This is a genomic window from Enterococcus sp. HMSC078F03, assembly GCF_001811595.1.
Classification (GTDB): domain Bacteria; phylum Bacillota; class Bacilli; order Lactobacillales; family Enterococcaceae; genus Enterococcus; species Enterococcus faecalis.
In genome coordinates this window covers 269,300-291,665 of record NZ_KV805556.1, presented here as the reverse complement: position 1 = coordinate 291,665, position 22,366 = coordinate 269,300, and the positions used below count along the sequence as shown (strand labels likewise).

General features: G+C 38.7%; 22 protein-coding genes. 21 read left to right on the top strand and 1 reads right to left on the bottom strand.

All coding sequences use genetic code 11. The features are described 5' to 3' along the window. Window positions 1-28: 28 nt before the first annotated feature. The 19 genes from HMPREF2810_RS06950 (at window position 29) to queG (ending at window position 19,256) form a co-directional block, all read left to right on the top strand. On the top strand, window positions 29-484 hold the full coding sequence (locus HMPREF2810_RS06950; protein ID WP_002357586.1) for a hypothetical protein: 456 nt from the start codon (window positions 29-31) through the stop codon (window positions 482-484). Between the two features lie 487 nt (window positions 485-971). After that, complete coding sequence (gene aroE / locus HMPREF2810_RS06945) at window positions 972-1,838, top strand: shikimate dehydrogenase (protein WP_002377421.1); 867 nt, start codon at window positions 972-974, stop codon at window positions 1,836-1,838. A gap of 36 nt (window positions 1,839-1,874) precedes the next feature. Continuing rightward, window positions 1,875-2,900: a 3-deoxy-7-phosphoheptulonate synthase gene (aroF, locus tag HMPREF2810_RS06940; RefSeq protein WP_002363948.1), complete on the top strand. Its 1,026-nt coding sequence runs from the start codon at window positions 1,875-1,877 to the stop codon at window positions 2,898-2,900. 22 nt (window positions 2,901-2,922) lie between these two features. Continuing rightward, window positions 2,923-3,999: a 3-dehydroquinate synthase gene (gene aroB, locus HMPREF2810_RS06935; protein WP_010715199.1), complete on the top strand. Its 1,077-nt coding sequence runs from the start codon at window positions 2,923-2,925 to the stop codon at window positions 3,997-3,999. 1 nt (window position 4,000) lies between these two features. Then, window positions 4,001-5,167, top strand: coding sequence for a chorismate synthase (gene aroC / locus HMPREF2810_RS06930; protein ID WP_002357582.1), 1,167 nt, complete (start codon window positions 4,001-4,003; stop codon window positions 5,165-5,167). A 33-nt stretch (window positions 5,168-5,200) separates the two neighbouring features. After that, window positions 5,201-6,295: a prephenate dehydrogenase gene (locus tag HMPREF2810_RS06925; protein WP_002420202.1), complete on the top strand. Its 1,095-nt coding sequence runs from the start codon at window positions 5,201-5,203 to the stop codon at window positions 6,293-6,295. A 54-nt stretch (window positions 6,296-6,349) separates the two neighbouring features. Further along, a complete protein-coding gene (gene aroA, locus HMPREF2810_RS06920; RefSeq protein WP_370684044.1) occupies window positions 6,350-7,588 on the top strand; it encodes a 3-phosphoshikimate 1-carboxyvinyltransferase in 1,239 nt (412 codons plus the stop codon). A gap of 19 nt (window positions 7,589-7,607) precedes the next feature. After that, on the top strand, window positions 7,608-8,114 hold the full coding sequence (locus HMPREF2810_RS06915; protein WP_010715201.1) for a shikimate kinase: 507 nt from the start codon (window positions 7,608-7,610) through the stop codon (window positions 8,112-8,114). 7 nt (window positions 8,115-8,121) lie between these two features. After that, window positions 8,122-8,970 carry a prephenate dehydratase gene (gene pheA / locus HMPREF2810_RS06910; RefSeq protein WP_002374851.1) on the top strand — a complete coding sequence of 283 codons (849 nt, stop codon included), beginning with the start codon at window positions 8,122-8,124 and terminating at the stop codon, window positions 8,968-8,970. Window positions 8,971-9,113: 143 nt separating this feature from the next. Further along, on the top strand, window positions 9,114-10,286 hold the full coding sequence (locus tag HMPREF2810_RS06905; RefSeq protein WP_002420197.1) for an LCP family protein: 1,173 nt from the start codon (window positions 9,114-9,116) through the stop codon (window positions 10,284-10,286). Window positions 10,287-10,361: 75 nt separating this feature from the next. After that, window positions 10,362-11,210, top strand: coding sequence for a DegV family protein (locus HMPREF2810_RS06900; RefSeq protein ID WP_002382324.1), 849 nt, complete (start codon window positions 10,362-10,364; stop codon window positions 11,208-11,210). 193 nt (window positions 11,211-11,403) lie between these two features. Beyond that, window positions 11,404-11,598: a hypothetical protein gene (locus tag HMPREF2810_RS06895; protein ID WP_002357574.1), complete on the top strand. Its 195-nt coding sequence runs from the start codon at window positions 11,404-11,406 to the stop codon at window positions 11,596-11,598. Between the two features lie 11 nt (window positions 11,599-11,609). Continuing rightward, complete coding sequence (locus HMPREF2810_RS06890) at window positions 11,610-12,086, top strand: hypothetical protein (RefSeq protein WP_002398295.1); 477 nt, start codon at window positions 11,610-11,612, stop codon at window positions 12,084-12,086. 77 nt (window positions 12,087-12,163) lie between these two features. Beyond that, window positions 12,164-12,496 carry an ACP phosphodiesterase gene (locus HMPREF2810_RS06885; protein ID WP_002357572.1) on the top strand — a complete coding sequence of 111 codons (333 nt, stop codon included), beginning with the start codon at window positions 12,164-12,166 and terminating at the stop codon, window positions 12,494-12,496. A 35-nt stretch (window positions 12,497-12,531) separates the two neighbouring features. Next, window positions 12,532-14,586: a cation:proton antiporter gene (locus HMPREF2810_RS06880; RefSeq protein ID WP_002360309.1), complete on the top strand. Its 2,055-nt coding sequence runs from the start codon at window positions 12,532-12,534 to the stop codon at window positions 14,584-14,586. Between the two features lie 110 nt (window positions 14,587-14,696). After that, window positions 14,697-16,586, top strand: coding sequence for an ABC-F family ATP-binding cassette domain-containing protein (locus HMPREF2810_RS06875; RefSeq protein ID WP_002365663.1), 1,890 nt, complete (start codon window positions 14,697-14,699; stop codon window positions 16,584-16,586). A 17-nt stretch (window positions 16,587-16,603) separates the two neighbouring features. Continuing rightward, window positions 16,604-17,551, top strand: coding sequence for a thymidylate synthase (locus HMPREF2810_RS06870; RefSeq protein WP_002369390.1), 948 nt, complete (start codon window positions 16,604-16,606; stop codon window positions 17,549-17,551). A 17-nt stretch (window positions 17,552-17,568) separates the two neighbouring features. Next, window positions 17,569-18,063 carry a trimethoprim-sensitive dihydrofolate reductase gene (gene dfr / locus HMPREF2810_RS06865; RefSeq protein WP_002357568.1) on the top strand — a complete coding sequence of 165 codons (495 nt, stop codon included), beginning with the start codon at window positions 17,569-17,571 and terminating at the stop codon, window positions 18,061-18,063. Between the two features lie 23 nt (window positions 18,064-18,086). After that, on the top strand, window positions 18,087-19,256 hold the full coding sequence (queG, locus tag HMPREF2810_RS06860) for a tRNA epoxyqueuosine(34) reductase QueG (protein WP_010715202.1): 1,170 nt from the start codon (window positions 18,087-18,089) through the stop codon (window positions 19,254-19,256). A 14-nt stretch (window positions 19,257-19,270) separates the two neighbouring features. Here queG and lexA read toward each other — a convergent pair whose 3' ends face one another. Further along, window positions 19,271-19,891: a transcriptional repressor LexA gene (lexA, locus tag HMPREF2810_RS06855; protein ID WP_010715203.1), complete on the bottom strand. Its 621-nt coding sequence runs from the start codon at window positions 19,889-19,891 to the stop codon at window positions 19,271-19,273. Between the two features lie 150 nt (window positions 19,892-20,041). On the opposite strand from lexA, the gene HMPREF2810_RS06850 reads away from it, so the two are divergent. Then, window positions 20,042-20,284, top strand: a complete 243-nt coding sequence (locus HMPREF2810_RS06850; protein ID WP_010715204.1) for a DUF896 family protein — start codon at window positions 20,042-20,044, stop codon at window positions 20,282-20,284. 71 nt (window positions 20,285-20,355) lie between these two features. Further along, on the top strand, window positions 20,356-22,350 hold the full coding sequence (gene tkt / locus HMPREF2810_RS06845; protein ID WP_010715205.1) for a transketolase: 1,995 nt from the start codon (window positions 20,356-20,358) through the stop codon (window positions 22,348-22,350). Window positions 22,351-22,366: the final 16 nt, after the last annotated feature.

Sequence of the window (22,366 nt, the reverse complement as noted above, 5' to 3'; positions counted from 1 at the left end):
ATTATTTTTAAGTAAGGAGATTTGTGCTATGGCTAGAGAAATGACAGGACTTAAATTTTATTTCAGAAATGGTGAAACTTGGACGATTGATCGTCGTTTTATTGGTGATTTATGGATTAAACATATTACAACAAGTTTTGGCCGTATCCATGGTAGTGAATTTGTTGAAATTCATCCATGTGAAGGGTTCAAAATTGAAATTTTCCAAGAAGGAGATCATGTTCAAACCCACGATATTAACTTAGGTGGCTTAGAATTAGGGATGTTCTCTCGTGCTTTAAAATATGAAGATATCGAACGTATGGAAATTCTTTACAAAAATGGCACACCAGATTTAGTTTATTTCCCTTACAAAGATAAAACAGATGAGGGCTTGGATAACATCTATCAATCTACAAAAGTCAGCGAAAAAACTAAAAACTTATACATTGTTATCGACCCAACACAAACAGTTGATGATGTATACGCTGAAGAATTAAAATAATTTTTGCCCCACAGGAATCAGTGAAATGACTGGTTCCTGTGGCTTTTTTAGTCTTTTGGCGAATAAAATAACATTGTTTTTAATGGAATAGTCAAAAAAATAAGCGAATAAGTGTTGACACATGTTTTTTCTAGCGGTATACTGTTAACAATTCTTAATTAAATCAGTTTTGGAGTGATTCTTATGACAACAACGAAGAAAAACCATACACAACTGAATAACTTTTACTTTAGCTATTTTAGATAGGTTTGTATTCATAACATTATGGGTACAGACAACAAACGTTTGTATCTATAATGGCTAGGGAAATTTAAGATGACTTTCAGCCATGTAGATTTAAGAAAATCTATAGTGGCTTTTATATTGCTTTTTTGTAGGGTATTCACTGTAGATTTTTCTTAAAATTTACTGTGAATATCCTTTTTGTTTGGCCAAAAATTAGGATTTCAGAAACTTACTAAAAAAATTTCGTAAAGGAGCACACAGGATGAAAGAAATAACTGGATCTACTCGTTTAGCTGGGTTATTCGCGAAACCCAGCCAACACAGTATTTCACCGTTGATTCATAATACAGCATTTCAAAATTTAGGAGTTGATGCTCGGTATCTGGCGTTTGACGTTGGACAAGAGACATTGCCACAAGCAATTGAAGCGATTCGAACGTTTCACATGTTAGGGGCCAACTTATCAATGCCCAATAAAGTGGCGGCTGTAAGTTATATGGATGAACTAAGTCCTACCGCCCAACTGGTTGGCGCGATTAATACGATTGTCAACAAAGATGGAAAACTTTACGGAGACAGCACGGATGGTACTGGTTTTATGTGGAGTTTGAAAGAGAAAAAGGTTGACGTTTTTCAGAATAAAATGACCATCTTAGGAACAGGTGGTGCAGCCTTATCAATCATTGCCCAAGCTGCTTTAGATGGCGTGAAAGAAATCGCCGTTTACAACAGGAAAAGCGCGGGGTTTAACGACAGTCAAAAAAAACTGGCAAATTTCACTGAACGAACCAACTGTGTAATTCATTTAAACGATTTAGCGGATACTGAAAAACTAGCAAAAGATGTTGCTGAAAGCGTCTTGTTAGTTAATGCAACGAGTGTGGGTATGCATCCACATGCACATAGTAGTCCTATAGAAAATTATGCAATGATTCAACCGAAGTTATTCGTGTATGATGCTATTTATAATCCCAGAGAAACACAGTTATTAAAAGAAGCCCGTTTACGTGGCGCAGAAACAAGCAACGGCTTGGACATGCTACTTTATCAAGGAGCTGCTGCTTTTGAACAATGGACAGGACAAAAAATGCCTGTATCAGTCGTAAAACGTAAAATTGAAAATAGATAAAAAGAGCGCCGTTTAAAGGCATGAGGAGAGAATATAATGATCGTAATTATGAAAGAAAATGCAACCGAAAAGCAAATGAAACAAGTCATTGATTTAGTAACAGGTGCAGGCTTAACTACTCAAACAAGTCAAGATAATGGAAAAACAGTGATAGGCTTGATTGGTGATACAGAAAAATTAGTTGAAGCAGAGTTAACAGCATTAGAAGGCGTGGAAAAAAGTGTCCGCATTTCGTTGTCTTACAAACTAACGAGTCGTTTATTTCATCCAGAGAATACAGTGGTTGATGTGAACGGTGTTAAAATCGGTGACGGCAGTATGACCATGATGGCGGGTCCTTGTTCAATCGAAAGCTTAGATCAGATTCGTGAATGTGCGCGAATTGCTAAAGCTGGCGGTGCAACAATTTTACGAGGTGGTGCATTTAAACCTAGAACGTCGCCATACGCTTTCCAAGGGCTAGAAGAAGAAGGACTGAAATACATTCGCCAAGCGGCTGATGAATTAGATATGCAAGTCATTACAGAAGTGATGGATGAAGCGAATTTAGAACTTGTCGCAAAATACAGTGACATTTTACAAATCGGTGCGCGCAACATGCAAAATTTCAAGTTATTACAAGCGGTTGGTAAAACTGGAAAACCTATTGGCTTAAAACGCGGGATTGCCGGTACGATTGATGAATGGCTAAACGCAGCTGAATACATTGCTGCGCAAGGAAATTTCAATGTGATCTTCATTGAACGTGGGATTCGTACGTACGAAACCGCTACGCGCAATACACTTGATTTAAGTGCGGTGCCTTTAATTAAAAAATTAAGTCATTTTCCAATTATTGTTGATCCGAGTCATGGTGTTGGTATCTGGGATTTAGTACCGCCAATGGCCCGAGCAGGTGTTGCTTCAGGTGCGGACGGCTTGATTGTAGAAATTCACCCAGATCCAGCGAATGCGTGGTCAGATGGGCCACAATCCTTGAATGAAAAAACTTACCTACGTATGATGAAAGAAGTTCATATCATCGAAAAAGCAATGAAAGAAATTAATGCTTTAGAAGATTAGTAAAGACAGAGGAGTAGAGGACATGAAATTAACCGTAACGTTACCTACACATTCATATGATTTAACCATCGAAACAGGTGCCTTAGATAAAATTGGCACCTGGGTACGTAGCCTGTGGCAGCCACAACGGGTAGCGATTATTACCGATGAAACGGTGAATAAATTATATGGCGCAGCTGTTGAGAAAGAATTGCAAGCTGCTGGTTTTGAAACATCATTGATTGCTGTAGCGGCAGGTGAACAAAGTAAGAGCCTCGAAACAGCTCAACTGCTTTATGATTTTTTAGCGGAACAGCAATTGACTCGAAGTGATGGTCTAATTGCTTTAGGTGGAGGCGTTGTGGGAGATCTAGCTGGATTTGTCGCTTCAACCTATATGCGCGGCATTCACTTTTTGCAAGTACCAACAACCTTACTGGCACAAGTAGATAGTAGCATTGGAGGTAAAACAGCGGTTAATACTAAAAAAGCCAAAAATCTTGTCGGTACTTTTGCCCAACCAGATGGGGTTTTAATTGATCCTAATACACTTAAAACATTAGAACCTAGACGTGTTCGTGAAGGAATTGCAGAAATTGTAAAATCAGCAGCTATCGCTGATGTTGAATTGTGGCACCGTTTATCCTCTTTGGAAAATGAACAAGATTTAGTGGCACATGCAGAAGAAATTATCACGGCCTGTTGCAAGATTAAACGTGATGTCGTCGAAGAAGATGAATTAGATTTGGGCTTACGTTTGATTCTGAATTTTGGGCATACGATTGGCCACGCATTAGAAAATACAGCTGGTTACGGGGTGATTGCTCACGGTGAAGGCGTTTCTTTAGGAATGATTCAAATAACTCAAGTCGCAGAACAACGAGGGCTTTCCCCACTTGGGACTACCCAAGAGTTGGTCACCATGCTAGAAAAGTTCCATTTACCAGTAACGACAGATCGTTGGCCAGAAGAACGTCTCTATCAAGCAATTACACATGATAAAAAAACACGTGGGGGACAGATTAAAATCATTGTCTTAGAAAAAATTGGTCAAGCGAAAATTGTCTCTTTACCAACGGAAGAAATTCGAGCATTTTTAAATAGAGAAGGAGGAATTTAAGATGCGCTTTATTACAGCAGGCGAATCACATGGACCTGAATTAACTGCTATTATTGAAGGCTTACCAGCCGGCTTGCCTTTAAGTAGCGAAGAGATTAACCGAGAATTAGCAAGACGTCAAGGCGGTTACGGTCGTGGGGGACGGATGAAAATTGAAAAAGACCAAGTACGTATTACTTCGGGTATTCGGCATGGTAAAACACTTGGCTCACCAGTAACGTTGATTGTCGAAAACAAAGACTGGAAAAATTGGACCTCCGTGATGTCAGTAGAGCCAGTTCCTGAAAAACAAAAGAAAATCCGCCGCGTCAGCAAACCACGTCCAGGACATGCTGATTTAGTCGGTGGAATGAAATATCAACATGATGATTTACGGAATGTTTTAGAACGGTCTTCGGCACGAGAAACAACAATGCGTGTGGCGATTGGTGCGGTTGCTAAAAAACTCTTAGCTGAATTGGATATCCAAGTTGCTGGGCATGTCGCGGTATTAGGTGGGATTGAAGCTACGATTCCTGAAAATTTAACGATTCGTGAAATTCAAGAACGATCTGAACAATCTGCCGTTCGCGTATTAGATCCTTCCGTAGAAGAAAAAATGAAAGAACTAATTGACCAAACCAAGAAAAATGGCGATACAATTGGTGGGGTAGTAGAAGTACTTGTGGGTGGCGTTCCAGCTGGCTTAGGGAGCTATGTTCAATGGGATCGTAAACTAGATGCCAAAATTGCGCAGGCTGTTGTAAGCATCAATGCTTTTAAAGGTGCTGAGTTTGGCATTGGATTTGAAATGGCACAACGCCCTGGTAGCCAAGTGATGGACGAGATTGTTTGGGACGAAAGTACAGGTTATACCAGAACTTCCAACAATTTAGGCGGTTTTGAAGGAGGAATGACCAACGGAATGCCAATCATCGTTCGTGGTGTCATGAAACCTATTCCAACCCTTTATAAACCATTGCAAAGCGTAAATATTGATACAAAAGAGCCTTATAAGGCCAGCGTTGAGCGCTCTGATAGCACGGCAGTACCGGCCGCTAGCGTTGTTTGTGAAGCCGTTGTTGCAACGGAAGTAGCGAAGGCTATGCTCGAAAAATTTGATAGTGACTCATTTGAACAAATGAAAGAAGCAGTGAAACGTTATCGTCTATATACTCAAAACTTTTAATGGAAGAAAGTCGCAAGTATATGGAGGGAAAAAATGAAGAAACGTATTTTAATCGTAGGATTAGGGCTAATCGGGAGTTCACTGGCTTTGTGTATCAAAAAAGGGCATCCAAACAGTGAGATTATCGGTTTTGATAATCAAGCGGAGTCAACTGAATTTGCTAAGAAAACGGGTCTAATTGATGAGATAGCTGAATCTTTAACAAGTGGGGCAAGACGAGCAGAGATTATTTTTCTTTGTTCCCCAGTTAAAGCAACTTTAGTACAACTAGAAGAATTAAACCAATTATCACTAGAAACTGCTCTGATCACAGATGTGGGTAGTACCAAGGTGGAAATTAATCAGTTAGCAACAAAGCTTAACATGAAAAATTTTATTGGTGGTCATCCAATGGCTGGTTCACATAAATCCGGCGTAACAGCCGCTGATGAACGTTTGTTTGAAAATGCCTACTATATTTTTACCGATGACCATGGCGAAAAAAGCAAACAGATTCAGGAGTTACAAACGTTATTAAAAGGAACGCATGCGAAGTTTATTACGATGCCTGCACAGGAACATGATGAAATTACTGGTGCTCTAAGTCACTTGCCACATATTGTTGCCGCAGCTTTAGTGAACGAAAGTCAGCAACTGAATACCACTTACCCTAGAGCACAGCAGCTAGCGGCTGGAGGATTTAGAGATATTACTCGAATTGCTTCCTCTGATGCAACGATGTGGACGGATATTTTATTAAGCAATCGCTTAGTATTATTGGACTTACTAGAAAATTGGCAAAAAGAGATGACTACTGTTTGCCAATGGTTAACGGAAAAAAACGCCCCAGCTATTCGTAATTTTTTTGATAAAGCCAAAGAAACACGTGCTCAATTGCCTATTCATAAAGAAGGCGCAATCCCAGCTTTCTATGATCTGTTTGTTGATGTACCAGATCAACCAGGAATCATTGCTGAAATTACGCAAATTTTAGGCGAAGCGGACCTTTCTCTTACAAATATTAAAATTTTAGAAACGAGAGAAGAAATCTATGGGATTCTTCAATTGTCTTTTAAAAATCAACCAGACTGCCAAGCTGCAAAACAAATTTTATCTAAAAAAACGAACTATACATGTTACGAAAAATAAGAGGTGATGAGGGTGCAACTACGTACAAATGTGAAACATTTACAAGGGACTCTGATGGTTCCTAGCGACAAATCGATTTCCCATAGAAGTATTATGTTTGGAGCGATTTCTTCTGGAAAAACGACGATTACAAATTTTCTAAGAGGCGAAGATTGTTTAAGTACCTTAGCGGCGTTTCGTTCTTTAGGTGTGAACATTGAAGATGACGGGACGACAATCACCGTTGAGGGGCAAGGATTTGCAGGCTTAAAAAAGGCGAAGAATACAATTGATGTTGGAAATTCAGGGACAACAATTCGTCTAATGCTAGGCATTTTAGCTGGCTGTCCCTTTGAAACGCGCCTAGCTGGTGATGCGTCTATTGCTAAACGACCGATGAATCGTGTGATGCTTCCTTTAAACCAAATGGGAGCGGAATGTCAAGGGGTTCAACAAACGGAGTTTCCGCCAATTTCTATTCGCGGGACTCAAAATTTACAACCTATTGACTACACAATGCCTGTTGCGAGTGCTCAAGTGAAATCGGCTATTTTATTCGCCGCTTTGCAAGCCGAGGGCACTTCTGTAGTGGTTGAGAAAGAAAAGACACGTGATCATACAGAAGAGATGATTCGACAATTTGGTGGGACGCTTGAAGTAGATGATAAAAAAATTATGTTAACTGGACCACAACAATTAACAGGTCAAAACGTGGTAGTTCCTGGCGATATCTCTTCTGCGGCTTTCTTTTTAGTTGCGGGTTTAGTAGTCCCAGATAGCGAGATACTTCTGAAAAATGTTGGCTTAAATCAAACGCGGACAGGTATTTTAGATGTGATTAAAAACATGGGCGGTTCCGTCACTATTTTAAATGAAGATGAGGCCAATCACTCTGGCGATTTACTTGTAAAAACGAGTCAATTAACAGCTACAGAGATTGGTGGCGCTATTATCCCACGTTTAATTGATGAGTTACCGATTATTGCTTTGTTAGCTACTCAGGCTACTGGCACGACAATCATTCGAGATGCAGAAGAATTGAAAGTCAAAGAAACCAATCGGATTGATGCAGTAGCGAAAGAATTAACAATTTTAGGCGCCGACATCACGCCTACTGATGATGGCTTAATTATACATGGGCCAACTTCTTTACATGGTGGAAGAGTTACCAGTTATGGGGATCATCGTATCGGGATGATGTTACAAATTGCTGCATTACTTGTAAAAGAAGGCACTGTTGAATTAGATAAGGCTGAAGCAGTTTCAGTTTCTTATCCAGCATTTTTTGACGACTTAGAACGTTTAAGTTGTTAACGAAGGAGGATAACGAACCATGGAAAGCATTGTTTTAATTGGTTTCATGGGTGCGGGTAAAACAACTATTGGTCAAAGTTTGGCCAATAAACTAAAGATGCCTCATCTTGATTTAGATACAGCGTTAATTGAAAAAATAGGACGCTCAATTCCTGACTATTTCGAAAAATATGGTGAAGCAGCTTTCCGAGAACAGGAAACCCAACTTTTAAAGGAGCTGTCAAAAAATACAGCCGTCCTTTCAACTGGGGGCGGGATTGTTGTCGGACCAGAAAATCGTAGCTTATTAAAATCTTTTCAGCAAGTGATTTATTTACATGCGACACCAGAAGAGCTGTTAAAAAGAATCACAGAAGATACTGAAAACCAACGGCCCTTAGCTATAGAACGTTCTTCAAAAGAAATCATTACTTTGTTTGAGTCTCGTAAAAGTTTTTATGAAGAATGTGCGAAGATGACAATTGATACGACCAATCGCTCACCAGAAGAAATTATCCATGAAATTCTGCAACAATTAAAGGAGTAGAGAAACGATGAAAGTTGGTTATTTAGGTCCGATTGGTTCCTTTACGTACAGTGCAACGTTGGCTGCTTTTCCTGATGCTACATTGATACCGTACGCATCGATTCCAGCTTGCTTGAAAGCAATTGAACAGCAAGAAGTGGCATGCAGCATTATTCCAATAGAAAACACGATTGAAGGAACTGTTAACGCATCGATAGATTATTTGTATCATCAAGCGCAGTTACCTGTCCAAGCAGAGTTAGTTTTACCGATTCAACAACAATTAATGGTGGCAAAAGAGAATCAAGCGATCTGGCAACAAAGTCAGAAAATTTTATCACATCCGCAAGCATTAGCTCAATCGCAGATGTTTCTAGAGAAAAACTTTCCAGAAGCGATTTTAGAAGCAACGCCTTCAACAGCTTACGCCGCCAAATACATTGCAGAACATCCAGAATTACCTTTTGCAGCTATTGCACCAAAACTTTCTGCGGAAATGTATGATTTGACCATTGTTGAAAAAAATATACAAGATTTATCGGTAAATCAAACCCGATTTTGGGTTCTTGGTTCTGAAAATTTAGCGATTTCTTTCCCGCTATCTGAGAAAAAAATAACGCTGGCGATTACGATGCCAAGTAATGTTCCTGGCTCTTTACACAAAGCATTAAGCGTGTTTAGTTGGCGAGGGATTAATCTTAGCAAAATAGAATCGCGGCCGTTGAAAACAAAGCTCGGAGAGTACTTCTTTTTAATGGACTTAGTGAATGATCAACCAGAAAAACTAATTGAAGCAGCTTTAACAGAACTGGAACTGATTGGCGCAGAAATAAAAATTTTAGGGGATTACCCGATCTATGTTTTGTCCACACTTTAAAGAGTTAAAAATGAAAATGAAGCTTACTTATTAGATAAAGTGAGTTTCATTTTTTATTAAATTACATATTTGTAATAGGAATTTCCTGCGAAATGAGGTATCCTAAGAAAGGTGATAAAACACAGAGGTAAAGGAGTGACACGATGAGTCGTGTAGATCGTTATAAACATATTCATGAAAAATCGAGACCAGCAGAGCATAAAAAGACCTTTAATCCCCGAAAATCAATGGGTGAACATAGAGAAGAAGAACCAGAAGAACTAGCTGAAAGCCTTCAAGAGCCAGTTTACGAAGACAGCTATACTGAGGACAGTCGCAGAAGGGAGAGGCGACATCAAACAGATTCAGGTGGCGGCAACGGTTCTGACCAACCACCCCGCGGAAAAAAAGACAAGAAACCAAAAAAGAAACGTAAAAAATCAAAAACAAAACGCTTTTTCAAATGGCTAGTGATCCTATTGATTCTGTTATTTGCCTATAGTACAGTCATGTTTTTAAAAGGAAAATCTGCAGCAGAACATGATGACTCGTTGCCTCAAGAAAAAGTAGAAACATTTAATGGTGTCAAAAGTAGCAATGGGGCTAAGAATATTTTAATTCTTGGCAGCGATACACGTGGGGAAGATGCTGGACGAGCCGACACAATAATGGTTCTCCAACTAAATGGACCATCAAAAAAACCGAAATTAATTTCATTTATGCGTGATACATTCGTGGACATTCCTGGTGTCGGGCCGAATAAAATTAATGCCGCATACGCTTATGGCGGTGCTGAATTGGTTCGTGAAACGTTAAAACAAAACTTTAATTTAGATACGAAATATTATGCTAAGGTAGATTTCCAATCATTTGAAAAAATTGTTGACTCTATGTTTCCAAAAGGTGTCAAAATCGATGCAGAAAAATCACTGAATTTAGATGGTGTTGATATTGAAAAAGGGCAACAGGTCATGGATGGACATGTCTTACTTCAATACGCTCGCTTTAGGATGGATGAAGAAGGCGACTTTGGTCGGGTTCGTCGCCAACAACAAGTTATGTCAGCTGTAATGAGCCAAATGAAAAACCCAATGACTTTATTAAGAACCCCAGAATCACTTGGAAAATTAGTCGGTTATATGTCGACAGATGTGCCTGTCAGTTTCATGCTAACGAACGGACCATCATTGCTGATTAAAGGAAAAGCAGGGGTTGAGTCATTATCGGTTCCGGTACCAGATTCTTGGAATTTTGGTGAATCCTCTTATGCAGGCAGTATTTTAGAAGTAGATGAACAAAAAAATGCTGACGCCATCGAAAAATTCCTGAACGAATAAGGAAAGCATTTTAAAATATCCTTTTTTATGCTATATTAGAAACAACGTGGAAAATTAGTGAAACGAGGTTACAAAATGAAAATTGCTATTGTGACAGATAGTACAGCTTATTTACCCGAGCGCATTAAAGATCATCCGAATCTTTTTGTAATTCCCATCCCAGTCATTTTAGATGGAAAAATATACAACGAAGGCATTGACATTGAAGCAGATGAATATTATGCATTGCTAAATAATAGTAAAGAATTTCCGACGACTTCACAACCTGCTTTAGGAGAAGTGTTAGAGCTTTACAAATCAATCGCTGAACAAGGGTACGACACCATCATCAGCATTCATCTTTCTTCAGGAATCTCTGGTTTTGTTCATACATTGCACGGACTTACTGATGAAATCCCAGGCGTTGCTTTGTATCCATATGACTCAAAAATTACAAGTATGCCAATGGGACACATGGTAGAAGCTGCTTTAGATTTAACAGAAGAAAAAGCCAGCTTAGAAGAAATTTTTGCCAAATTAGATTTAATTCGTGACAATACGTATGCATATCTAATTGTAGAAGATCTGAACAACTTAGTTCGTGGCGGTCGCTTAACGAATGGCGCAGCCTTGATTGCTGGACTATTGAAGATTAAACCTATATTGACTTTTGAAGATGGAAAGATTGTATTATTTGAAAAAATCCGTTCAACAAAGAAAGCTTTTGCTCGTGCAGAAAAGATTATTGGTGAACGAAACGCAGGGATTGAAGCACCAGTTAAACTGTATGTGATTCATGCTAATAACCGCATCGTTGCTGAAAAAGAACAAGCAAAATTACAAAAGCTATACCCAAATGCAGAAATTGAAATCGGTCATTTTGGTCCAGTTATCGGGACCCACCTAGGGGAAAAAGCAATTGGTTTAGCGATTTCAGCTCAATAATAAAAGATGAGACAAAAGTAAACTACTTCTGTCTCATTTTTTATTCTATTATTTTATCGTTCGCTGGTGTTACTCAGTCGAACACTTTTTGTTTATAAGAAAATGTAAAATTACTCCTTTTTATTAGAAAATATCTTGCAAATTAAGCAATTCCTTACAAAGTAATGTATACTAAGGAAGAGGAGGCGGTTAAATGAAAAGAAATATAGCCTTGTTGCAAAGCGAAAAAATGAAAAAAGTTCAAGCTTTAGCAAACTACTACCAAGAATCAATTGACTTACCGCCTGGAAAAAACCGTGAGGCGGTTATCAAAAAGATTAACGAATCAAAAAAAGAAATTAAAGAAATAAATGATATATTAACAGATATTCAAAAGAAAAAGAAATAAAGGAGTCGTTTGTGATTATCGATGGATTTACGTTATTGCTATTTTTATTTGTCGTCGTTATGTATGGTTACTTTTACTTCGTACGTAAAAGTATTGTAATTCCGGCTGCAAAACATCCTACAACAAAATATCTAGTTGCTTTTTTTAGTTTAATGATTCTGGCCAATGCATTTTCGGCAGGAGATAAAATTGAAATGATTCGAAGTGTGTTATATATTTTGATTATCTTCAGTTTTCTTTACGATGCAAGAGGTTTTGCGGAGAATTGTATTATTACGCATCCTTTTGACAATCGGGGCACGGCCTTTAAAGATATCGAAAAGATTGTCCTTGTTCAAAAACCGAACGGTATTCGTTTAGGGTATTTAAAAAAAGGCAGAAGAGGGGTGGTTTTACGCTTTTCTGCGCCACTAGAAGAAATGGTTCTTTTTCTTTCAACACGGATGAATGAAGAGGCAGAAATTGATATTATTGTTAATGAAGATTAACCATGTTCAGCTCCTAGAAATCAGCTTTTCCCGCGTTAAGTTTTGTCTGAATTTCTTTTGAAAAAAAGAAAGCAATTTTGCTTGTACTTTTGGTAAAATTTGTTATAATTAGTCAGATTAAATTTTGGAAGGAAGTTGTTTCGGTGAGTGAAGAATTTGAAAAGTGTGTCGCTGACTTGAAAAAGAAATATCAAGCAATCCCTGAAGAAAAACGACAACACTTTGCAGAACGTATGCAAAAGAAAAATTTCTTACGCTACAAAAAAATTGAATTAATTAAAGGAGAACTTCTTCGTTTAGAAGCACGACGCGCTCAATTGGAACTTTGCGAACGCAGTTCTGAGTTAGAAGAAGTTGAAAAGAAAATTATTCTTAAAAAGAAAAAATTACTTAAATGTTTTGATCGGTAAGTCAATAAAAATTTAATATAGAAGGGAATGATAGGATGGAATTTACCTTTCTAATCATTGTTTTTGCACTGTCTATTACCTTCTCAAACATATTCAACCGGATTGTTCCCGTCATTCCGCTGCCAATTGTGCAAATTATTGTAGGCGTTCTAATTGGTTTAACTAAAATGGGGCAGGAAATTGAATTTGAGCCTGAAGTGTTTTTAGTAATGATTATTGCACCGCTTTTATTTAGAGAAGGGGAGCTAATCAATCTGAAAGCAATGATGAAAAATTTCGGGATGATTCTTTTCTTGGCCTTTTTTGGTGTGTTAATCACTTTAGTCGGAGTCGGCTGGACCCTGCATATGATTTTGCCTACTTTACCATTAGCCGCTTGCTTCGCTTTTGGAGCGGCTCTAGGACCAACGGATGCGGTGGCGGTAGGTTCGTTATCAGGTCGAATTGACATTCCTGAACGTTCGATGAACATTTTATCTGGTGAAGGACTCATTAATGATGCATCAGGCGTTACAGCCTTTCAATTTGCATTAGCGGCTTTATTAACGGGGTCATTTTCGCCGGTGGAAGCGGCAGGGACCTTGGTTATTTCCAGTATTGGTGGAGCGGTAGTCGGAATCGTGTTAGTTCTATTAAAACAGCAAATTGTTCATTTACTTGAAACTGCAGTGGCAAAAGATGTTACAGGCTACTTGTTGATTGAATTACTCTTGCCATTTATTGCTTATTTAATTTCAGAGTTGATTGGCGTTTCTGGAATTATTGCTGCTGTGATTGCTGGAATTATGCAAGCGTCTAGTTTGAAAAAAGTTTCGCTTTTTGAAGCAGAGCTGTCAAATGTTGGCGAAAGTATTTGGAGTATGATTGAGTTCACCTTAAATGCCTTAGTTTTCTTATTCTTAGGAATTGAACTTTCTCAAGTGTTTTCGCCAATTTGGATTGACCAACAATATTCAAACTGGTTCCTACTAATGGTTGTTCTAATTATTAGCGCCGTTGTCTTTTTGATTCGTTTCTTAGCCATTTTCAGTGTTTACACGCTTCAACATGGACTTAAGAAAGTTAAAAACGCAATGAATGAAATGCTGATTTTAACTTTTGGCGGTGTTAAAGGAACAGTGAGTTTAGCCACCATCTTTATTTTGCCAACAGCGATTAACGGGGAGCATTTTAAAGAACGACCGTTATTACTATTCATTACGGCTTGTGTTATTTTGGTGACTCTGATTGGCGGGATTCTAGTTTTACCATTTTTAACTGATTCAGAGACAGAAGTGGAAAATGAAGAGTCAGTCGAAATTGATTTATTACGTGATGTCATTGATGTCTTAAAACAGCAAAATGAAGAGAATCCTCGTGGTGAAATGAATGCGGTCATTGAAAATTATCAGGATCGTTTAAAAGAATTGTATACCGAGCAGCTAAGTGCAGAACGAAAACAAGAAGTGCAAGAGTTGCGGACGTTAATTGTGTCCATTGAACGAGACGGCCTAGAAGAAAGTCTGAAACAAGGAGAAATTAGTGTCAGAAGTTATCGTATGTATCAACGCTTGATTACACGGATGCAACGGTCGATTGCCAAACAATTATTATCGATTGTAGGCTTTTGGTTATTATTTGCTCGACAAATCATTTCGATTCTTTTACATCCTAAGCTATTTTTCAATCGTGGTGAAGCTTCTGAAGAAGAAAAAGAATTACGAAATGAAGAACTAGAAAATATTCGCCAAGTTTTTCTAAGAAATTCTCAAGTTATTCTGAAGAGTTTAGATAATTTGCGCGGTGTCTATGATGATGATTTAATTGATTTCTTCATTGACGGACGCTTGGATTTAGCCCATAAGTTTGAAAAAGGCGAATTTATTGATTCGTATATTGTTCATACGGAGACAGACTATGTCAAAGACCTATTATTAGGCTTCCAAGAAGAACGACGGATGATTGATCATTATGAACAATCTGAACGCATTTCAATTATCGAAGCGAACGAGTTACGAAAAAATGTCAATTTATTAGAGAGTTATTCGATTAGCGGCGAAGTGAATAACGTTCCGCTGAAACGATTTGTTAAAAATTTTAATAAAGAATAAGTAATAGTGTATGAGATGAAACCAAGACGATTTTTATCTCATGCACTTTTTTTATAATCCAATTTTTGATACAATAAGCAAGACCAAAATAGAAGGAGTTGGTAGTGTCGGTGAAAGAATTAAAAGTAACAGATTTAACCAAAACATATGGGGAAAAAACACTATTTGATCATCTTTCTTTTTTGATTCATGAAAAAGATCGCATTGGTTTAATTGGGATTAACGGCACAGGGAAAACCAGTTTATTAAATATCATTGCTGGCGTAGATAGCGGTGATGGTGATCTTGCTGCGATTCAGCAGCCAAGTGATTATCAAATTGGGTACCTTTCCCAGAATCAAACATTTGACGAGAATATTACGATTGCAGAAGCCGTGTTTCAGGGAGACAGCCCGATCATAAAAGCGGTCAAAAATTATGAATTAGCGTTAGCTGCTTTAAGTGAGAATGGTTTAGACGAAGGGGTTCAAAGACGTTACACGCAAGCAGAAGAAGCCATGAATAAACAAGATGCTTGGACAGCAGATACCAATGCAAAAATTATTTTACAAAAATTAGGCATTCCCACATTGGAAAAGAAAATAGGTGAGCTTTCTGGTGGGCAGTTAAAACGAGTAAGCTTGGCGCAAGTCTTAATTGAAGCGCCTGATTTACTGTTATTGGATGAACCAACGAACCATCTGGATTATGAAACGATTGAATGGCTAGAAAACTTTTTAAATAACTATCGTGGTGCGGTTTTAATGGTGACCCATGACCGCTACTTTTTAGATCGAGTAACCAATCGGATTTTCGAACTTTCTTTTGGAAAACTGTATGAATACAAAGGAAACTATGAAACGTATGTAATGGAAAAAGCCGAACGTGAACGTGTCGCTGTAGAGCAAGAAGAAAAAAGAAAACGGCTCTTCAAACAAGAACTAGCGTGGATGCGAGCGGGCGTTCAAGCACGAGGAACGAAACAGCAAGCAAGAATTGATCGGTTTCAGGATTTAAAAGAAAACTTGCATCAGGTACAAACCAATGGCACCTTAGAAGCAGACTTTGCCACGCAGCGTTTAGGGAAAAAAGTTCTGGAAATCAAGGAAGGAAATTATGCCATTGATCACAAACAGCTTTTGAAAGACTTTAATTTACTCATTCAAGCAAACGATCGAATTGGCATTACTGGTAAAAACGGTGCAGGCAAATCCACGTTATTAAATATTTTAGCTGGCCGCATTCCTTTAGAGAGTGGCCTATATAGTATCGGTGAAACCGTCCGAATTGGCTATTATACCCAGCAAAACGAAGAAATGGATCCTAATCAACGGATGATTGCTTATTTGCAAGAAGCAGCAGAAGAAGTGAAACGCAGTGATGGAAGCAGCGTTGGGGTCGCTGAAATGTTAGAGCGCTTTTTATTTCCTCGTTTTATGCATGGCACACTGATTGGCAAACTGTCTGGTGGAGAAAAACGCCGGTTATATCTCTTAAAATTATTAATTAGTCAGCCTAACGTGTTATTATTGGATGAGCCAACCAACGATTTAGACATTGATACGTTGACCATTTTAGAAGATTATATTCAAACGTTTAAAGGAGCGGTAATTGCGGTTTCTCATGACCGTTATTTCTTGGATAAAACAATGGATAAATTGTTAGTTTTTCAAGGAAATGGTCAGATCCTATCATTTTATGGCACGATGAGTGAATATTTGGCGAACCAAAAAGAACAAGAAAAGGTCAAAGAAAAACCGCTCAATAAACCAGTAAAAGAAGCATCGACAGAAAAGAAAGAAAAAACAAAGCTGACTTATATGGAACAAAAAGAGTGGGCAACAATTGAAGAAGATATCACACAATTAGAAACGAAATTAGAAACATTAACTGAAGAAATGAATCATCAGGGTGATGATTTTGTTCGTTTACAAGAATTGCAAGAAGCAGTAACTGCAACGGAACAATTGTTAGAAGAAAAAATGAATCGTTGGGAATACTTGAGTGAATACGCGGATTAAGAGACGGAGGGAATAAGATGGAAGAAGCATACTTAGCGCTAGGAAAAAAGATTTTAGAAGAAGGTCATTTTAAAGAAGACCGTACAGGAACTGGGACGTATAGTTTATTTGGCTATCAAATGCGTTTTGATTTGGCCAAAGGATTTCCCTTACTAACAACCAAACGAGTACCGTTTGGCTTGATTAAAAGTGAGTTATTGTGGTTTTTAAAAGGCGACACGAATATTCGTTATTTGTTAGAGCGAAATAATCATATTTGGGATGAATGGGCGTTCGAACGTTACGTAAAAAGCGCAGATTATCAAGGACCAGACATGACGGATTTTGGGCATCGTGTCTTACAAGATCCAGCGTTTGCAGAACAATACAAAGAAGAACATCAAAAATTCTGTGACGCCATTTTAAACGATGAAGAATTTGCAGAAAAATATGGTGAATTAGGGAATATTTATGGTGCGCAATGGCGTCACTGGGAAACCAAAGATGGTAGCTTTATTGATCAATTAGCTAATGTGATTGAAATGATTAAAACCAATCCTGATTCTCGCCGTTTAATTGTTTCCGCTTGGAATCCAGAAGATGTGCCTTCAATGGCGTTGCCGCCTTGTCACACTATGTTTCAATTTTATGTAAATGAAGGAAAATTAAGCTGTCAACTTTATCAGCGCAGTGCCGATGTTTTTTTAGGTGTTCCTTTTAACATTGCAAGCTATGCTTTATTGACACATCTGATTGCGCATGAAACAGGTTTAGAAGTGGGGGAGTTTGTACACACGCTAGGAGATGCCCACTTATATCAAAATCATGTGGAGCAAATGCAAGAACAATTATCACGAGAAGTTCGTTCTTTCCCAACGCTCGTTTTGAATCCAGACAAGGCTTCTGTTTTTGATTTTGATATGGAAGATATTAAAGTAGAAGGCTATGACCCACATCCAACGATTAAAGCGCCGATTGCCGTATAAAAAAGGAGAGAGAAGCTATGTTAGCAGCTATTTGGGCCCAAGATGAACAAGGAGTGATTGGTAAAGAAGGCAAATTGCCTTGGCATTTACCCAACGACTTGAAATTTTTCAAGGAAAAAACAATTCATAATACATTGGTTTTAGGACGTGCAACTTTCGAAGGTATGGGATGTCGTCCGTTACCAAATCGAACAACGATTGTTCTTACCAGTAATCCGGATTACCAAGCTGAAGGCGTTTTGGTTATGCATTCCGTAGAGGAAATTCTTGCATATGCTGACAACTATGAAGGTGTGACCGTTATTGGTGGAGGTTCTGTCGTTTTTAAAGAACTGATTCCCGCATGCGATGTCTTATATCGGACGATGATTCATGAAACGTTTGAAGGCGACACCTTCTTTCCAGAAATCGACTGGTCTGTTTGGGAAAAAGTTGCCACTGTTCCCGGCGTCGTGGACGAGAAAAATCTCTATGCACATGACTATGAAACGTATCATCGAAACGATAAATAATAAAATGAAGGGAGGCATGAGCAATGCCAACATTGAAAGAAAAAATTATTCAAGAGAGTCAACGTTTAGGCATCGATAAAATCGGCTTTACTCATGCTGAACCATTTATTGAATTAGAAGATTCTCTGCATGAACAACGAGAGCGAGGATATAACTCGGGGTTTGAACATCAAAATGTGGAAGAACGAATTTACCCAGAAAAAACGTTTGAGCATCCTAAAAGTATTATCTCCATTGCTTTAGCTTATCCCACCAAAGCTCAGGAAAAAATGCCTAGAGATGAAAAGCGTGGACAATTTGCGCGAGCCTCTTGGGGAATTGATTATCATCACATTTTGCAGGATCGGTTGCAAAAATTAATTGCTTTTATTGAAGAGCAAGCTGCCACTGAAGCAGAAAAAGAACACTGGCGCTTTCGGCCGCAAGTAGATACTGGCGAATATGTTGACACCGCTGTTGCTCAGCGGGCGGGTTTAGGATTCATTGGTAAAAATGGTCTACTGATTACCGAAGAATTTGGTTCCTTTGTATATTTAGGTGAGGTGACCACCAACATTCAATTTGAACCAGATGAACCTGTTCCAAATGGTTGCGGTGATTGTACTCGTTGTATCACAGGGTGTCCTACAGGGGCTTTGTTAGGGGACGGTCGAATGAATGCTCAAAAATGTTTGTCTTATCAAACGCAAACAAAAGGCATGATGCCTGAAGAGTATCGGAAAAAAATGCGTAACGTCATTTATGGTTGCGACATTTGTCAGCTGGTTTGCCCTTATAATAAAGGAAAAGATTTTCATTTTCATGAAGAGATGGAACCAAAGATTGAAGAAGTCTATCCCAAATTGGCACCGTTATTAACTATTTCCAATAAAGAGTTTAAACAGCAATTCGGACACTTAGCAGGCTCTTGGCGTGGCAAAAAACCATTGCAACGAAATGCTTTAATTGCGTTAGCGAATTTGGGCGGCCGTGAAGCTATCCCACAAATTATTCTCTGTTTAAATGATCAGCGTCCTGTCATTCGCGGAACAGCTGCTTGGTCGTTAGGTCAGCTCGCAAAAAGAGAACCCGAGCAAAGTTTAGAAGCTTTAAATTATCTACTTTCTGTAGAAACTGAAGCAGAGGTTATCGAGGAAGCTCAAAAGGCTATTTACTTGTTAACAACCAAAAAAGGAAGCCGCTCAACGGAGTGACTTCCTTTTTTTTATTAAATATGATTCCGATATAAACCAACAACTTTACCTAAAATTGTAACGTTATCTAAAAGAATAGGCGCTAATGCATCATTTTCAGGCTGCAAGCGGATATGATTTACTTCTCGGAAGAATCGTTTACAGGTTGCTTCATCTTCATCGGTCATTGCGATTACGATGTCGCCATTATTGGCATTCGATTGCTTACGAACAATCACTTGGTCGCCATCTAGAATACCTGCGTTAATCATACTTTCTCCTCGAATCGTCAACATAAATAAAGCATTTTCTTCTGTACGTAAATCAGGAGGTAACGGGAAGAAATCTGATGCTTCTTCCACCGCTAAAATTGGTTCACCAGCAGTTACGACACCTAACATCGGAATAGTTGTCGGTTGAATTCCGATCTTTTCCAAGCCTTCTGGTGTTAATTCGATTGCTCGCGGTTTTGTTGGGTCACGTAAGATTAGACCCTTTTTTTCAAGACGAGCTAAATGTCCGTGAACGGTAGAAGTTGAGGATAAATCAACAGCCTTCCCAATTTCGCGAACGGTTGGCGGATAACCCTTTAATTCGACTTGTTCGTATATATATTTAAGTACTTCTAATTGTCTTGTTTCTGTACGTTTCGCCAAAACCCGCACCTTCTTTCAATTGATAAAATTAGTGTACCATAAAATGCGAACGAAATCAAACAAGCGTTCGTGTTTTATAAATATCAGAATATAGTTGTTTTTTTAAGGCAGTTCTTATAATATAGACAGTGAGAGTAAGGAGGGATTTTGATGTTATCGAAAGAAAAAATTGCCCGTATAAATGAATTAGCGAATAAAGCAAAAGTGGAAGAACTTAGTGTGAAAGAAAAAGTCGAACAACAAGAATTACGTAAAGAGTATTTAGAAGCATTTCGTGGAGGGATGCGTCACCATATCGAAGGAATGAAGGTCGTGGATCAAGAAGGGACCGATGTGACTCCTGAAAAACTAAAACAAATTCAACGTGAAAAAGGACTTCACAACAGAAAGTAATTGCTTTCATTGTCGAAATAAGCTACACTATGAATAAAGGTAAAAAAAACCTAAATTAGGAGATGATTTTTTTGTTTGACAAGACAGATCAATTGGGCGTTAATACAATCCGGACATTAAGTATTGAAGCCGTACAAAAAGCGAACTCAGGACATCCTGGTTTACCAATGGGTGCTGCCCCAATGGCGTATGCACTTTGGACAAAACATTTAAAGGTGAACCCAACAACTTCTAGAAACTGGGTTGATCGTGATCGTTTTGTACTTTCAGCAGGCCACGGCTCTGCAATGTTGTACAGCTTATTACATCTATCAGGATACAACGTAACAATTGACGATTTGAAAAATTTCCGTCAATGGGATAGTAAAACACCAGGGCATCCAGAAGTGCACCACACAGATGGTGTTGAAGCAACAACGGGACCTCTAGGACAAGGGATTGCTATGGCTGTTGGTATGGCAATGGCTGAAGCGCATTTAGCTGCAACTTATAATCGTGATAGTTTCCCTATTATGGATCATTACACGTACGCAATTTGTGGTGACGGCGATTTAATGGAAGGTGTTTCTCAAGAAGCAAGTTCAATGGCTGGTCATATGAAATTAGGTAAATTAATTGTCTTGTACGATTCAAATGACATCTCATTAGATGGACCAACTTCTAAAGCCTTTACTGAAAATGTTGGGGCTCGTTATGAAGCATACGGATGGCAACATATTTTAGTTAAAGACGGCAATGATTTAGATGAAATAGAGGCTGCGATTGAAGCGGCTAAAGCTGAAACAGATAAACCAACACTGATTGAAGTTAAAACAGTCATCGGTTACGGAGCACCAAAAGAAGGAACATCTTCCGTTCACGGCGCGCCAATTGGTGAAGAGGGCATTACAGCGGCTAAAGCTGTTTATGGTTGGGAATACCCTGACTTTACTGTGCCAGAGGAAGTCGCTGCTCGTTTTAAAGAAACGATGATTGACGAAGGCCAAAAAGCTGAAGCGGCTTGGAATGAGATGTTTAAGAACTATGAACATGCGCATCCAGAATTAGCCAAACAATTTAAAGAAGCTTTTGCCAACCAATTACCTGAAGGTTGGGAACAAGAATTACCTAAATATGAACTAGGAACAAGTGCCGCAAGTCGTGTAACAAGTAAAGAAACGATTCAAGCTATTTCAAAAGTTGTTCCAAGTTTCTGGGGCGGTTCAGCCGATCTATCTGCCTCAAATAATACAATGGTTGCTGCAGAAAAAGATTTCGAACCTGGTCAATACGAAGGCCGTAATATTTGGTTTGGTGTTCGCGAATTTGCAATGGCTGCAGCAATGAACGGGATTCAATTACACGGTGGTAGCCATGTTTATGGCGGGACATTCTTCGTCTTTACTGACTACTTGCGTCCAGCAATCCGTTTAGCCGCTTTACAAAAAGTTCCTGTAACTTACGTCTTAACACATGACTCTGTTGCGGTGGGTGAAGATGGGCCAACACACGAACCAATTGAGCAATTAGCAAGTGTTCGTTGCATTCCAAATGTTCATGTGATTCGTCCAGCAGACGGCAATGAAACTGTTGCTGCTTGGAAAATTGCTATGACTTCTACGGAAACACCAACTATTTTAGTTCTAAGTCGTCAAAACTTACCTGTTTTAGAAGGAACGTTAGAACACGCTTCTGCTTCTGTTCAAAAAGGTGCTTATGTATTGTCACCACAAAAAGGTGAACAACCAGCAGGGATTTTAATTGCGACTGGTTCTGAAGTAAATCTAGCAGTGGAAGCACAAGCGAAATTAGCGGAAGAAGGCATCGATGTATCTGTCGTGTCAATGCCAAGTTTTGATTTGTTTGAAAAACAATCTGCTGAATATAAAGAAAGTGTGTTACCTAAAGCTGTGACAAAACGTGTGGCAATTGAAGCTGCAGCAAGCTTTGGTTGGGAACGCTATGTAGGAACGGAAGGCAAAACAATTACAATTGATCACTTCGGCGCTTCTGCACCTGGCGGTCTAGTTCTTGAAAAATTCGGCTTTACTCCTGAAAATGTGGTTAATACCTATAAATCACTATAAATAAACATTAAAAAAC